Origin of the sequence: Gimesia sp. (assembly GCF_048260065.1) — a bacterium.
Lineage (GTDB): Bacteria > Planctomycetota > Planctomycetia > Planctomycetales > Planctomycetaceae > Gimesia.
On the sequence record NZ_JBLXHC010000016.1, the window covers coordinates 37,056 to 51,099 of the forward strand.

Consider the following 14,044-nt stretch of genomic DNA (forward strand, 5'->3'; position numbering starts at 1 on the left):
CAACTTATGAAAACTGTGCTGCTGTTGTCTGTCTGTTTGCTGTTTCCCGCTGTATTGAACGCCGCGGATGATCTGATTTATCAGAGTGGATTTGAAACCGATCAGGTGGGAACCGTACCTGCAGGCTGGTCAGTTTTTCTTCCCGGGACGACACCGGATGTGAAAGTTATCGCGCAGGGGGCTGGTGGGTCAAAACATGCTTTGAAGAGCGTGCGATCCTCCTCAGGCGGTTTGACAGCCATCACGCAGCGGTTTTCAGAGCCTCAACAGAGAGTGTTGATTGAACTTTCATTTGCCTTTTCAACGGGTGCGGGGCGATCGTTAAATCTGTGGTCGTTCGAACCGGAGGGGACTGATGCGAGCCAGTTGAATCTCTGTATTCAGAATGGCAGGCTGCAACAGTATGACGGTCGCACACGATCGTGGCGATTGATTTCCAGTGATGTTAAACCTTCGAAGGACCCGGCGGAGCCAGTTTGGCATCGACTGCGGATTCTGGTTGATGCGCAGCAGTCTGGCATTGATTTCTGGTTATCGAAACCGGGAGAGGATACGTTGCCGGATTCTCCCACGAGGACTCTGCACGTTTATCGCAGTGACCTGGATCTGGCGGGGTTTGCGGTCGTCTCGGGGACACGGCTTGCAGAGAAGGCGTGGTATCTGATTGACGATCTGCAAATTAAAGCAGGGGCACAACTGCCGAGTCCGGGCAAAGTGGAACCATTGCCGGAACCCGTGACGCTCTGGACGGGGCCGCCGATCCCCGCGGATGTCGAAACGATTCCTGCTGTCCCCGGCATGACGCATCAGACCATTCATCGGGCTGAGAAGGAGGGATACAAGTTTCTGCATGGCGCTGCCATTATTGATCATAATGGGATTCTGTATGCGAACTGGGCGAACAGCCCGGAAAATGAGAATGGACCACATGAAACTTTGCAAGGCAGGCGTTCTCTTGATGGCGGAAAAACCTGGACAGAACTGGAAATGATCGGCCCCGGTTTCGAGGGTCCTGAGCGACACAGTCATGGCGTCCTGCTGGAACACCAGGGAAAATTGTGGACGATCTGCAGTCGGTTTGGCGTGGGTAAATCAGCCAGGCGATTTCCCGGTTTAACAGGCGAAGCGTTTGTGTTAAATGAGAAGACGGATCAGTGGGAGTCAAAGGGCAACGTGATGCAGAACTGCTGGCCTTATGATGAACCGGTTCGCATGCCCGATGGGAATCTGATTACCGGCGGCCAGGATCAGGACGGACTGCCGGTCGTCGCCATCAGTCATGGGGATGATCTGCTGCATTGGGATACGGTACTGATTCCATATCCGCCTGAACTGGCTCCCTCTTTTGCTGAGACTACGGTTGGTCTTGATGGAAAGAATGTCCGCGCGATCATTCGTGGAGGAGGGGGGACGGCGTGGGTTTCGACCAGTCAGGATAACGGTCGCAGCTGGTCGGTCGCCCGGCCTGCCAATCTGCCCATGCCACGAGCCAAGGCGTACCTGGGGATGTTGAGTACGGGGCAGCAGTATCTGGTTTCTAATTTAAAGAACAGGGATACACTGGTGATTTCCGTCAGCAGGCCCGGCGAATCGACGTTCAGTCGCATGTGGACCATTCGACAGGGAAAGTCAGGACCGCCGCGGTTTACCGGGTTCGCGAAAGGCAAGCAGTGGTCGTACCCTTATGCACATGAGCATGACGGGAAACTGTATGTTGTGTATTCAATCGGGAAAGAGGATTGTGGTCTGTCGATTCTGCCGGTGAAGTCTTTGCAGGTTGACTCTCCAGCAGCAGTTGGTAACTGAATTGTTTCAGGCATCTTCTGATCTGCCGTGCCTGTTCTCTTAACCGGTTCTTAATCAGATATTGCTATCACTTTTTGGAAAGGAGCAGTCAGGAATTTCTGGAATCTTCTCAAACTGCTGGTTGTCAATCAGCCTTGTCGATCTAAGGTATTAATAGCTTGGAAACAGTAGTGGCCACTTACGTTTCTCTTAAGTTACTTAGAAACCGAGTCAACTATATCTCATCACCCAAGGAGTCTGATTGATGAATCGCTTACTTAAGCAGTCAGCGGCTGTGGCCACCGCTTTTGCTGTCACATTGTCAGCCACGCTGATCCATGCCGCTGAAAAGAAAAACATTGTAGAAACTGCGGTTGAGGCAGGATCGTTTAAAACACTGGCAGCTGCACTAGGGGCTGCTGACCTGGTCGGAGCATTACAGGGGGATGGCCCGTTCACGGTACTGGCTCCCACTGATGCCGCTTTTCAGAAGTTACCCGCTGGCACAGTAGAATCATTATTGAAGCCGGAAAACAAAGATCAGTTGATAGCCATTCTCAAGTATCACGTCATTTCAGGTAAAGTTCCTGCCAGCAAGGTGACAAAGCTCAAAGGAGCGAAAACACTGAATGGACAACGCGTGGATATCATGGCTAAAGACGGAAAAGTGAAAGTTGATGGTGCTACCGTCGAGGCCACTGACATCATGTGCTCTAACGGCATTATCCATGTGATTGACGAAGTGATACTACCCAGTGAGAAGAGCATTGTCACAACCGCTGTCGATGCAGAGAAATTTAAGACTCTGATCACTGCTGCCAAGGCTGCTGGTCTGGCGGATGTGCTGTCTGAACAGGGACCTTTCACGGTATTTGCCCCAACGGATGATGCCTTCGCGAAACTGCCGGAAGGGACTGTTGCTTCACTGTTGAAGCCTGAGAATAAAGACAAGCTGGCTGCGATCCTGAAGTATCATGTTGTCGCAGGACGGGTCTATTCAGAAGATGCCTTGAAAGCAGGGAAAGCGAAAACCTTGCAGGGTAAGCCCGTGATGATCAAAGTGGAAGACGGCGTTGCAAAAGTCAACAATGCCAGGCTGCTTATGACCGACCTCGATGCTTCTAACGGTGTCATTCATGTGATCGATACAGTGATCATACCACCGGAAGATAAGAAGTTCAGCGCAACCGAAGCTCGAGAAAAAATCAAGCATGCGGTAGCACGGGGAGCGAATCTCTATAACTGTGGTGATTATCACGCAACAGCTCAGCTCTATCAGAAGACGATGCAGGACGTCCTTAAAACTACGGACAGTATGCCTGCAAGCATTCGCATGAACATGAAACATGCTCTGAATGAATCGCAGCAGATGAATTGTGTCTCACAACAGGCCTGGCGATTGAGAACGGCCCTGGATCATGCTTATACAGAACTCTCTTCTTTGTAAAATGATATCCTGAAATCATTCGCTCCCGTAGTCACTTTATGTCTGGTGGCTGCGGGAGTTTTTTAATCGATATTGGAAATGAGTGCCTGCAGGGATGGTTCCAGTTTACCTGTGCGAAACATGGCCACGATGGCGACGTGTTCGTAGTAGATTTTCATCGGGTCGTTCGGTTTCTGGAAACCTGCCAGGAAGTGACGGCGGAGTCGGGAGACGAGAGTGACCCAGATGGACATCAGGCCCTGCTCGGGAGATTTGGCGACAATCGACTGATGGAACTTGATGTCGAGTTCGGTAAGCTGCATATAATCCCGGCTTTCGCAGGCGGCTTTCATTTCGTCGAGCAGCTCATCCCATTCCTGAAAGTCGGCTTCAGACAGATCAGCAAAGATCGACTTCAAGGCAAAGGATTCGACCGTTTGTCGGAGAGGGATAACCAGTTCCTGCATGGATTCAGAAGAAGCAGGAGCCACGCGCATGCCACAGTTTGGTTTGGATTCGACCATGCCTTCATGAGCGAGCTGCTTGAGAGCCTCGCGAATGGGGGCCCGACTGACCTGGAAGCGTTCCGCCAGGCTGACTTCTCTTAAGGGCATGCCTTCTTCAAATCGTCCGGTGATGATTTCCATCCGTAACTGTTCGACGATGTCCTGGCTCTGATTCGCGGCTGACTCGATCTGGGACATGCTGTTTCCTGGTTGATTTGTGGTACAGGTCTGGGTTGATTAGGGGTTTACTATTCTGGGTAATTGTGAACAATATTGCAATTCTTATTTTGGGATTACTGATTGGTAGCGATTGCAGGATTTATGAAAACAGCTGGAAAATGTTCATTGTTTCGTGTTTTTAAGAAAACGGGGACAGGTTTCTGGATTTTGGCAGTGTTGCAGAGATTGTATACAATTAATGCTTTGTTTGGTTGACATACCACCAGCGGGCAGCCAGACTCTTAGGAAGAGCGTTTCCTGAAAATCGTCGGTTACCAGGCTTTTAAGTCTGTGTGCCAGGCTTCTACGAGTTGGAGAATTCCAGATGCTTCTGTCAGTCACAGATGTTTTTCAATCCGCCTGTTCCAATCGGTTTCGAGGTCTCGCGGTTCTGATATTGAGTTTTGTTTTTCTGCCTGGCATCCTTGGGGCTGCTGAGAAGAATGTCGAAACAGGAAACCGCCTGGTCTATCTCGATCAGGATGATCCATACTATGTTTCGCAGCATTTCCCCAAGCTGACGACGCCGCAGTGGTATGGAGATCCAGCCGTCAAAGCAGTCTGTGTGCTCGCGATTGACGACATGCGGGATGTTCAGAAGTACGAAACCTATCTGCGCCCCATTCTGGAGCGACTCAAAGAAATCAACGGCAACGCGGGCGTCAGCATCATGACCTGCCGCGTAGATCCGGTAGACTCTCATCTGCAGAAATGGATTCAAGAGGGAGTCAGTATTGAGGTACACACCTATGATCATCCCTGTCCCCTGTTGAAGGATCGGGATTTCGAAAAAGCCAAAGGGACGGTAGATCGCTGCGTCGATCTGCTGAACGAAATCCCTCACAGTCAGCCGGTGGCCTATCGCATGCCCTGTTGCGATTCCCTGAATACAGTAAGTCCCCGGTTCTTTACTGAGATTTTCAACAGCCGGTCTTCCCAGGGAAATTTTCTGCAGATTGATACTTCGGTCTTCCATGTTTTCACCGACAAAGATCCGGAACTGCCGAGAGAGTATGTTGTCGATCCGGACGGTCAGGGACGGATCGAGAAGTATGTTCCCGTGGATCGGGGTTTTGTGAATACCATCTTCGACTATCCCTATCCGTACCCGATTTCACGCTTGTGCTGGGAGTTTTCTTGTGTGACGCCCAGTGACTGGTCCGCCCAGCATCGCCAGAAACCGATGAATCCGCTCACGGTTCGCGACTGGACCGCGGTGCTGGATGCGACGGTTGTCAAACAGGGAACGTTTAATCTGGTCTTCCATCCGCATGGCTGGATCAGTAATGAGCAGGTCATCAAACTGATCGATCATGCGACTGTCAAGCATGGAGCCGCGGTGCAGTTTCTTTCGTTTCGGGAAGTTCTCGACCGGATGAATCAGCATCTGCTGGCGGGTCAACCTTTGCGAAATCAGCAGGGGGCTGATAATGGAGTTCGGCTGCTGGACTTGAACGGTGACGGTTTCATGGACGTCGTGATCGGCAATCAGAGCGTGCAGAAGACACGAATCTGGAACCCGGATCAGCAAAGCTGGAGCGAAAGTGCCTTTCCGACTCAGCTGGTTTCAAAGTCTGCTGCCGACGGGACCCAGTCAATTCGCAGTCGCTTTGGTATCTTGAATGGTCAGGTGGTGTTGTTCACACTGACTCCCGATGAATCGAACTCCTGGCGTTTTGATGGCAAAAACTGGATTGAAGACAAAAGACTTCTGGCCGGTTTACCTACAGGCGAGGAGTCATTGTTCATTCTCAAAGCAGGCATCGATCAGGGACTTCGTCTGCGTGATTTGAACCACGATGGTCAATGCGAGCTGATCGTTTCGAATCCCGCTCAACAGGCTGTTTTCAAGTGGTCTGTGGAAGATTCAAGATGGCAGCAGCTTCCCTGGTCGCTTCCCGAAGAGGCGTTTCTTGTCGATGCAAAGGGCCGTGATGACGGTCTGCGGTTTGTAGATATTAATGAAGATGGCTTTGAGGATGCACTCTTTTCCAATGAGAGCCGCTATTCGCTGCATCTGTTTAAATCGATTGAGGAAGGCTGGCAGCAACTGTTTGATAAACAGAGAAACGATGCTGGCGAAGTCCCTGCGATTTCACGTAATGGCACGAATAACGGTGCCTGGTTCCACTCGAAACACCTCTGGGTTCAAAATGAAGATACTGCCAAACTGAAACATCTTGTCGCCGGCAAGTCATTTGAAGAATTAATGCAGTTACAGGGACCGCAACCCAGGTCTCCTTCTGCTGCACTTGAAAGCATTCAAGTCAAACCCGGATTTCATGTGGAACTAGTTACCGCTGAACCGCTGGTACAGGATCCGGTCGCCTTCGACTGGGGACCTGATGGAAAACTCTGGGTGACAGAAATGGCGGACTATCCACTGGGAGTGGATGAAAGCGGTAAATTCGCCGGGCGGGTTCGTTATCTGGAAGATACTGATGGCGACGGCAAGTATGACAAGTCGACTCTGTTTTTAGAGGGGCTGGGATATCCTACCGGTGTCATGTCGTGGCGGAAGGGGGCGATTGTGACAACCGCGCCCGAAGTCTTTTATGCAGAAGATACCGACGGCGATGGGAAAGCGGACCTACGGGAATCACTTTATACCGGCTTTGGTGAAGGGAACCAGCAGCATCGCGTCAATGGCCTGCGGTGGGGGCTGGATAACTGGATTTATCTGGCCAACGGTGATTCCGGTGGCGATCTGTTGTCTGTCAAAACGGGAGAGAAGCTGACGTTTGGGCGGCGGGATCTGCGCATCAGGCCGGACTCCGGATTAATGGACCCGCAGTCCGGGCAGACTCAGTTTGGTCGGGAACGGGATGACTGGGGGAACTGGTTTGGCAGCAACAACAGTAACCCCGCGTTTCATTATGCATTGGCAGATCACTATCTCCGCCGTAACCAAAGTCTGATTGCCCCGGATGCGAAAGTCCAGGTTTCCATTCGACCCGGCGCTGCCACGATATTTCCTGTCAGCAAGACGCAGGTTCGTTTTAACGATTTCAATAAGGTGAATCGTATTACGTCCGCCTGCGGCCTCTGTTTCTATCGAGATGAATTACTGGGAAGCGAATACGTGGGTAATTCGTTTATCTGCGAACCGGTCCATAATCTGGTGCATCGAGAGATTGTCGCTCCCAAAGGGACCACGTTCACCAGCCAGCGGGCAGAGAATGAACAGGATTCCGAGTTCATGGCTTCGACGGATAACTGGTTTCGACCCACAATGGCTCGCACCGGTCCTGATGGCGCGATCTGGGTGGCGGACATGTATCGTCATGTAATTGAGCATCCGCAATGGATTCCGCAGGAGATGCAGGAAAAACTGGATCTGCGTGCCGGGAAAGAGCAGGGGAGAATCTATCGAATTGTCAAAGATGAGACTCCGCTGCGTTCGGTTCCCCGGCTGGATCAGTTGTCAGATTCGGAACTGGTACAGGTGCTGGAAAGTCCGAACGGGACTCAGCGTGATATGGTTCATCAGTGGATCGTCAGTCGGAAACTGCTTTCGACAGTACCAGATTTGAAACGCATGGTAGCAATGGGCAAAGCAGCAACAGCCCGTTTGCATGCCCTGTGTATTTTGGATGGATTAAGTAAGGTTACCGCGGAAGAAGTGCTCTCTGCTTTGTCAGATTCGCATCCGGGGGTACGCCGCCATGCGATCCGGATTGGTGAAAACTTCGTGAATGAGTCACCGGCGATCGGTTCAAAGTATTTGAACCTGGTGAATGACACTGATCCGCAGGTGCAGATGCAGCTGGCTTACTCACTGGGGGAATGGAACTCACCGGAAGCGGGAGCTGCGTTAGCGCGGCTGGTATTAAAGCATGATCGGGACGTTTACCTGCGTACTGCGATTTTGAGTTCGACTGGTTCCCATCTGGATTCCTTTACAACCGCGTTATTTCAGGAACTTAAGGGGAAACAGCCTCCCGCAGAGAGCTTTAACGCGTTGGTGGCGATGGTGGTTGCGAGCAAAGATCAGGTCACATTGCAGCAGATCTATCAGGTTGTCGGGAAGCAAACAGCCGGGAAACCATACGAACCGTGGCAGTTCCGTGCTGTTGCGACTCTGCTTCAATCTCTGGGGAGACGGAATCAGACTCTTGCACAGTTCTATCAGAAATCTGATCCACAATTACAGGCGGTACTTGATCAGCTGAAACCCCTGTTTGCAGCAGCACGGACTATCGTTGCGGATGAAACTGCTGCTGTGCAACAGCGTCGAGATGTGATTGCTTTGCTTGGACGTGGTTTTGCACAGCGTGATGAAGATCTGAATCTGCTGGCTGATCTGCTTTCTCCCCGCAACTCGCGTGAACTGCAAAGCGCCGCGGTTGCGGAACTGTCACAATTCGGAACTCAAAAGACACCGGAAATATTACTTGAACGCTGGAAAAGTTTCGGTCCCGACCTGCGTGCTGAAGTGTTGAAAGCTTTATTGAGTCGCAGTGCCTGGAGCCAGTCTGTTTTAACGGCTCTGGAGCAGAAAACCATTCTCCCGGCTGAGATCGACGCTTCCAGTCGCCAGCTTCTGTTAAGCAGTAAAGACAAAAACATTCGCAAGCGGGCAGAACAGCTGCTGGCTTCAACCGCGAACTCGGATCGAATGAAAGTTGTGGAAGAGTATTCCAAAGTACTGGAACTCAAGGGAAATGCGGAGTCGGGACATCAGATCTTTGTGAAACGCTGTTCGGTCTGTCATCAGCTGAATCAGGAAGGGAAACCAATCGGCCCGGATTTATCAGCGTTAACTGATAAATCAACTCAGGCACTCATCACAGCGATACTGGATCCGAACCGGGCGATTGAAAATAAATATGTGAGCTATCTGGCAGTCACGGTCAACGGTCTGACATTTAACGGGCTGCTTGCCTCGGAGAGCGGGGAAAGTATCACATTGGTTCAAACTGATGGTAAATCTAAAACTCTGTTGCGGAATGATCTGGAGGAACTGATCAGCACGGGGAAATCACTGATGCCGGAAGGATTGGAGAAAGATATGTCTCCTCAGGATCTGGCTGATGTGATTGCTTATCTGAATGCAACGGAACTCCCCCGCAAAACATTCGAGGGAAATGAACCTGCTGTTGTGCAGGCAGAGGCACTCAGAGGAGATTACTTTTTGACTCCACAACTTGCTGAAATTTATGGCCAGACGTTGAAGTTCGAGAATAAATATAAAAACCTGGGGTACTGGCAGAGTGAAAATGACCGGGCCGTCTGGATCATGGATGTTCCGAAGTCCGGGAAATATGACGTGTACCTGGAATATGCCTGCCCACCGGGAGTTGCCGGTAATCTGATGCAGCTGGAAGTGACAGGTCAACGTCTGACCTGGCCCGTTGCCGCGACGGGAAGCTGGGACGTTTATCAGAGTCGCAAAGTCGGTACGATCTCCGTTCCCGGTGGCCAGACGAAATTGACGGTCCGCAGTGATGGAAAAATCAACAAAGCATTGCTGGATCTCAAAACAGTCCGTCTGCGTGTTGCCAGTCAATAAATATTGACCGAATCTCTTTAGCAGTTAGACTGGCTGGACGTGTCAACCTGGCCAGCAACGGAGCCGATATCTACTTCATTATGCCGGTTATTCTGATTCTGCTATCTCCGAAATCCCTGTTTTCGGTGCAGAGAAAACTCTGCACCTTCTGGAAATAATTGGTGAAAAACAGGTGTCAACTCCAACGTTCTGCCGTTATTGGAGGTAGATAGGTACAGCGAGTGTGTACATTCCCTGTTCTCGTTGATTTTTCATGAATATTCTATCGAGTTTGGAAAAAATCGATTGCGTAAATATTTTTATGAACGATGATTTTGTATATCTGTAAAAGCCTCACTATTCAATCTCAACGCGCTGTGAAAGTGTTCAAGGGGACACTGTGGCTTTGAGGTGAATCGATATTTCTCTAAACTACTTAGACGCCTGACTGGAAACCTGCATTCCGGGGCGTAAACAAACCTCGTTTGAGACGATCGTATTTCTGGGAACTGACCCGTGTCGGACAAAGGTTATCAAGATCCCATAGATGGTGAAGAAACCGTCGATGAATTTCCGCCCGTCGACCCTGCGCAGGAAGAAACGGTCGATGAAATTCCGCCGATCAACATCAAAGAGATCGACAAGACGATGATTGGCGGTGACAGTGTCACCGGTAAGTCGTCGTTTCATCCGGAAGGGCCATCTGCTGAAAAAGCGGCCGCCTGGATTGGGAAGAAGCTGGGGAAATACACCATTTCCGGCCTCTTGGGACAGGGGGGGATGGGGGTCGTTTACAAGGCGCACGATACAACGATCGAACGTGACGTTGCCATTAAACTGCTGCCAGCCGAGCTGGCTTCCGATAAAATGATGCTGGATCGGTTCCTGGCAGAAGCCAAAGCCGCAGGTCGCTTAACCCACCCGCATGTTGTTTCCATACACGAAATCAACCAGGAAGGTGACATCCATTACATCGTGATGGAGCTGATGTCAGGTGGCAGTACGGACGACCATCTGGAGTCGATCGGGCCTTATTCTCCACTGGAAGCATCGCGAATTATTGCAGATGCCTGTGAAGGATTGATGGTGGCTCATGCTTCCGGCCTGGTGCATCGCGATATTAAACCGGGAAATCTGCTGCAGTCAGCCCACGGGACGATCAAGGTTGCTGACTTTGGACTCGCAAAACGAATCATCCAGCAATCGATGCAACTCACCCAGGATGGTCAGTTGATCGGGACGCCTTACTTCATGAGCCCCGAACAGTGCGAGTCCAAACCGGTCGACATGCGGAGTGATATTTATTCTCTGGGAGCAACGTATTACACCCTGTTGACGGGAGATCATCCCTATGAAGATGCCGGCAGCATCGTGCAGATCATGTATGCCCATTGCCATGCAGATATTCTTGATCCCCGTGATGTAAATTCCAGCATTCCCGATAAATGCGCTGCTATCATCAGTAAGTCGATGGCCAAAAAGCCGGAAGACCGTTACCAGTCTGCCAAAGAAATGCTGCTGGATCTAAAGGCCATTACAGCGAGTGCAGAAAAGTATGATGATACAAAAATACTGAGCCAGGAAGAGCTGGAAGGATATCCTGCAACAGCTCCTGCTTCGAAAACAGCACCCTGGCGCAGTACGGTGTTTAATACAGTTATTTTTCTCGTGACTTTTCTGTTGTTGACGCTGGTTCCTTACTATTACTGGAATAACAGTCATCCTCAAAAAGTGACTGAGCCGGCTGTTGCGAAACAACCAGCGGGACCTGCTTCCCAGGGAGTCACCAGCGATAAAATCATCCTGGCAACTTCCACTGCCATGACCGGTGCCAATAAGGAACTGGGAACGAATATGGTCATGGGAATGCAGGCCTGTTTTAAATCGATCAACGAGGCAGGTGGAATCGGTGGTCGTCAGATCGAACTCGTTGTGAAAGATGACGGGTATGAACCGGACCAGGCTCTGAATAACATGCACACCCTGTTTGAAAAGGATAAGGTGTTCGCAGTGATCGGGAATGTCGGTACTCCGACTGCCCAGGTGACTGTTCCTTATGCCAATGAGAACCAGTATTTATTCTTTGCACCTTTCACCGGAGCACAAAGCCTGCGACGCGATCCTCCCGACCGCTATGTATTCAATCTCCGCGCCAGCTACGCTGATGAAACAGCGGCGATGGTGAACTATTTTGTTGAGAAGAAAAAGATCGCACCGGAAAAAATTGCTGTGTTTGCACAAAATGATTCCTTTGGTGATGATGGTTTTGCCGGAGTGGCGAAAGCTCTGGAAAAATACAAAATCCAACCGGAAAATATTTTCAGGGTTGGCTATGAACGTAATACTACACAAATTACGGATGCGGTGAAACAGATTGAGCAGAACCAGGGGCGTATCGAAGCATTGATCATGGTGGCAACTTATAAACCTGCCGCGTTAATGGTGCAGAATCTCAAAGATCGTAATCTGAATATTTATACTGCCGCGGTTTCCTTTGTGGGTAGCGAACTGCTGGCCCAGCAGTTTAAAGAAATGGGACCGCAATATGCAGATGGGGTGATTGTAACTCAGGTGGTTCCCTACTATCTTTCCAGTGCCACCGGTGTATTACGGTACCGGAATGCTATGAAAAAGTTCTACCCTCTCTCCAAGCCGGGATTTGTTTCGCTGGAAGGGTTCATTGCGGCAGAATGTCTGGTGGAAGGCTTGAAAGGACTGGAAAAAGCCGGCAAACCGCTGACTACAGAAAATCTGATCAATGCTCTGGAACAGATTAATGGTCTGGATCTGGGGATCGGTCCGATCATTAACTTCGGCCCCTCGCGCCATCAGGCTTCCAACCGAGTCTGGGGTACAATTCTCAATAATAAAGCACAGTACAATGAACTGGATATGCAATAAAGGCTGCCTGACTGGATTACAATCTGGTGGCTTGAGTTAAAATTGTGCTATATTCTGCTTTATTAAAAAACTATGAAATTGTCGGTAGCTGACCTGAAATGGTGTTCGTTATAGAATTGCGGGCCCATTTGATTCTTACCTGCCTTCCATCGAATGTAGATCGTAAGTCTTGCTGATGAAACCAGATGGTTCCGCTTGAAGTCAGTTCAGGTATCTATTTTATCCGATCTGCTGAAACTGTTGTTATTCGCATTTGTTCCAATTTTATCAGATTGATCTGATGGCGGCTTTCCCTGAGGAAGTTGTCGTCAATGAAAACGACTGCACTACAGGCCTGTTGAAACGGGAAGCAAGTCGATTTCACAATGGTGAACCGGGCAAATACCAGCTGACTTCAGAATTCCTTGAGGGGTCAACATGAATTCTGAATCATCATCTGGAATCATTGAACGACCGGAAACCGTTTCCGAGCGGATTACATTAGAGGTTCTAGCATCACGATTTGTTGAAGAGTATCGCCGCTGGCTGAATCCTTCTATCGATGCTTATGCGAATTCCTGTCCGGAGTATGCCGACGAAATTCGTGAAAGTTTCCCTGTCCTGATCGCCATGGAAGAGTGGAAAACGGATCAGGAATTGACCAGGTTGCGGAGACAGATTCCAGCTGATTTTAAGATCACCCAGTTGGGAAACTGTTGCCTGCAAAAAGAAATCTGCCGAACTCGGACTTCGATTATCTATGCCGCTGCGCAAGGTCCACAGAAAAGAAGGGTTGCTGTCAGGCTATTGCCCTGGAAGTCTGACTGTTCCTCTCGCCTGCGGGATCGATTTCTTCGTGAAGCCCGTCTGGTTTTACGACTCAGGCATCCCAATATTATTTCAGTCGACAGTGCCGAGCAGGATCAGGGATATTCTTATGCTGTCATGCAGCTGATTGCAGGAATCAGTCTGGATCAGATTTTACATGGTCTGATGCAGCAGCAGACAGGGACCCGATACCATGAGCAGTCAGTACCACAGGCCGGTTACCTGTTTGAAGAACAACTCCCTCAGGTAGTACAAGTTTTCATGCAGAATTACTGGCGGTTGATTGCTACTCTGGGATTACAGGCAGCAAATGCTCTGCGATTTGCTCATAGTCGTGGAACGTTACATTGTGATTTGAAGCCGGGTAATTTCATTCTGAATCGGGAGGGACACTGCTGGCTGACCGGTTTCTGCCTGACACAACAACCGGAGGGCACGCTCAAGCAGCAGCGGGTTCAGTCTCTGTTATATCAGCCTCCAGAACGTATCCAGGGGGAAGTCGACGAACGCAGCGATCTCTATTCGCTGGGTTGTGTACTGTATGAACTCGCGACACTCTCGCCGGTTTTTCAGGCCAGGAGTTCCAGTGCTTTGATCGAGCAGATTCTCAGTGGGAGATACACACGTCCGCGTGAAATCAACAGCGAGATTCCAGCCACTCTGGAAAGTATCATTACTGGCTGCCTCGCCAGATCAAAGCAGGATCGATTTCAGTCGGCTGATGAACTGAGTGTTGCTCTGGTACGTTTTATTAACGGTCGAGCGGTTAAGTCTCGCATGCGTTCGGAATCGAATGGACGAAAACGATGGTCAGGCTTCGGTAAAAATAATATCGGCTAGACTGTGTCCAGTTTTATTGTCGCGTTTCCAGCGCAACTTGGGCCGAGTAGATTAGATTGAGAGACGCTA

Annotated in this window: 6 protein-coding genes; 5 read left to right on the forward strand and 1 reads right to left on the reverse strand. The window is 50.1% G+C overall.

Annotation, left to right across the window (positions count from 1 at the left end):
• Positions 1-6: 6 nt before the first annotated feature.
• Both ACN0YN_RS24555 and ACN0YN_RS24560 read left to right on the forward strand, forming a co-directional pair.
• A complete protein-coding gene (locus ACN0YN_RS24555) occupies positions 7-1,806 on the forward strand; it encodes an exo-alpha-sialidase (RefSeq protein ID WP_417387674.1) in 1,800 nt (599 codons plus the stop codon).
• Positions 1,807-2,050: 244 nt separating this feature from the next.
• Positions 2,051-3,232 (forward strand): fasciclin domain-containing protein, encoded by a 1,182-nt coding sequence (locus ACN0YN_RS24560; RefSeq protein ID WP_417387675.1) that lies wholly within the window; start codon positions 2,051-2,053, stop codon positions 3,230-3,232.
• 62 nt (positions 3,233-3,294) lie between these two features.
• On the opposite strand, the gene ACN0YN_RS24565 is transcribed toward ACN0YN_RS24560, so the two are convergent.
• Positions 3,295-3,915 carry a GntR family transcriptional regulator gene (locus tag ACN0YN_RS24565; protein ID WP_417387676.1) on the reverse strand — a complete coding sequence of 207 codons (621 nt, stop codon included), beginning with the start codon at positions 3,913-3,915 and terminating at the stop codon, positions 3,295-3,297.
• A gap of 346 nt (positions 3,916-4,261) precedes the next feature.
• Here ACN0YN_RS24565 and ACN0YN_RS24570 point away from each other — a divergent pair, with 346 nt between their 5' ends.
• The 3 genes from ACN0YN_RS24570 (at position 4,262) to ACN0YN_RS24580 (ending at position 13,975) form a co-directional block, all read left to right on the forward strand.
• Entirely contained in the window at positions 4,262-9,448 is a 5,187-nt protein-coding gene (locus ACN0YN_RS24570; RefSeq protein WP_417387677.1) for a PVC-type heme-binding CxxCH protein, read from the forward strand.
• 495 nt (positions 9,449-9,943) lie between these two features.
• Entirely contained in the window at positions 9,944-12,328 is a 2,385-nt protein-coding gene (locus ACN0YN_RS24575; protein ID WP_417387678.1) for an ABC transporter substrate-binding protein, read from the forward strand.
• A 417-nt stretch (positions 12,329-12,745) separates the two neighbouring features.
• Positions 12,746-13,975, forward strand: a complete 1,230-nt coding sequence (locus ACN0YN_RS24580; protein WP_417387679.1) for a serine/threonine protein kinase — start codon at positions 12,746-12,748, stop codon at positions 13,973-13,975.
• The last annotated feature ends 69 nt before the right edge of the window (positions 13,976-14,044 follow it).

Excerpts from the sequence above, each read along its gene's own strand:
- ACN0YN_RS24555 (WP_417387674.1), top strand. The coding sequence starts at position 7 with ATGAAAACTGTGCTGCTGTTGTCTGTCTGTTTGCTGTTTCCCGCTGTA.
- ACN0YN_RS24560 (WP_417387675.1), top strand. The coding sequence starts at position 2,051 with ATGAATCGCTTACTTAAGCAGTCAGCGGCTGTGGCCACCGCTTTTGCT.
- ACN0YN_RS24565 (WP_417387676.1), bottom strand. The coding sequence starts at position 3,915 with ATGTCCCAGATCGAGTCAGCCGCGAATCAGAGCCAGGACATCGTCGAA.
- ACN0YN_RS24570 (WP_417387677.1), top strand. The coding sequence starts at position 4,262 with ATGCTTCTGTCAGTCACAGATGTTTTTCAATCCGCCTGTTCCAATCGG.
- ACN0YN_RS24580 (WP_417387679.1), top strand. The coding sequence starts at position 12,746 with ATGAATTCTGAATCATCATCTGGAATCATTGAACGACCGGAAACCGTT.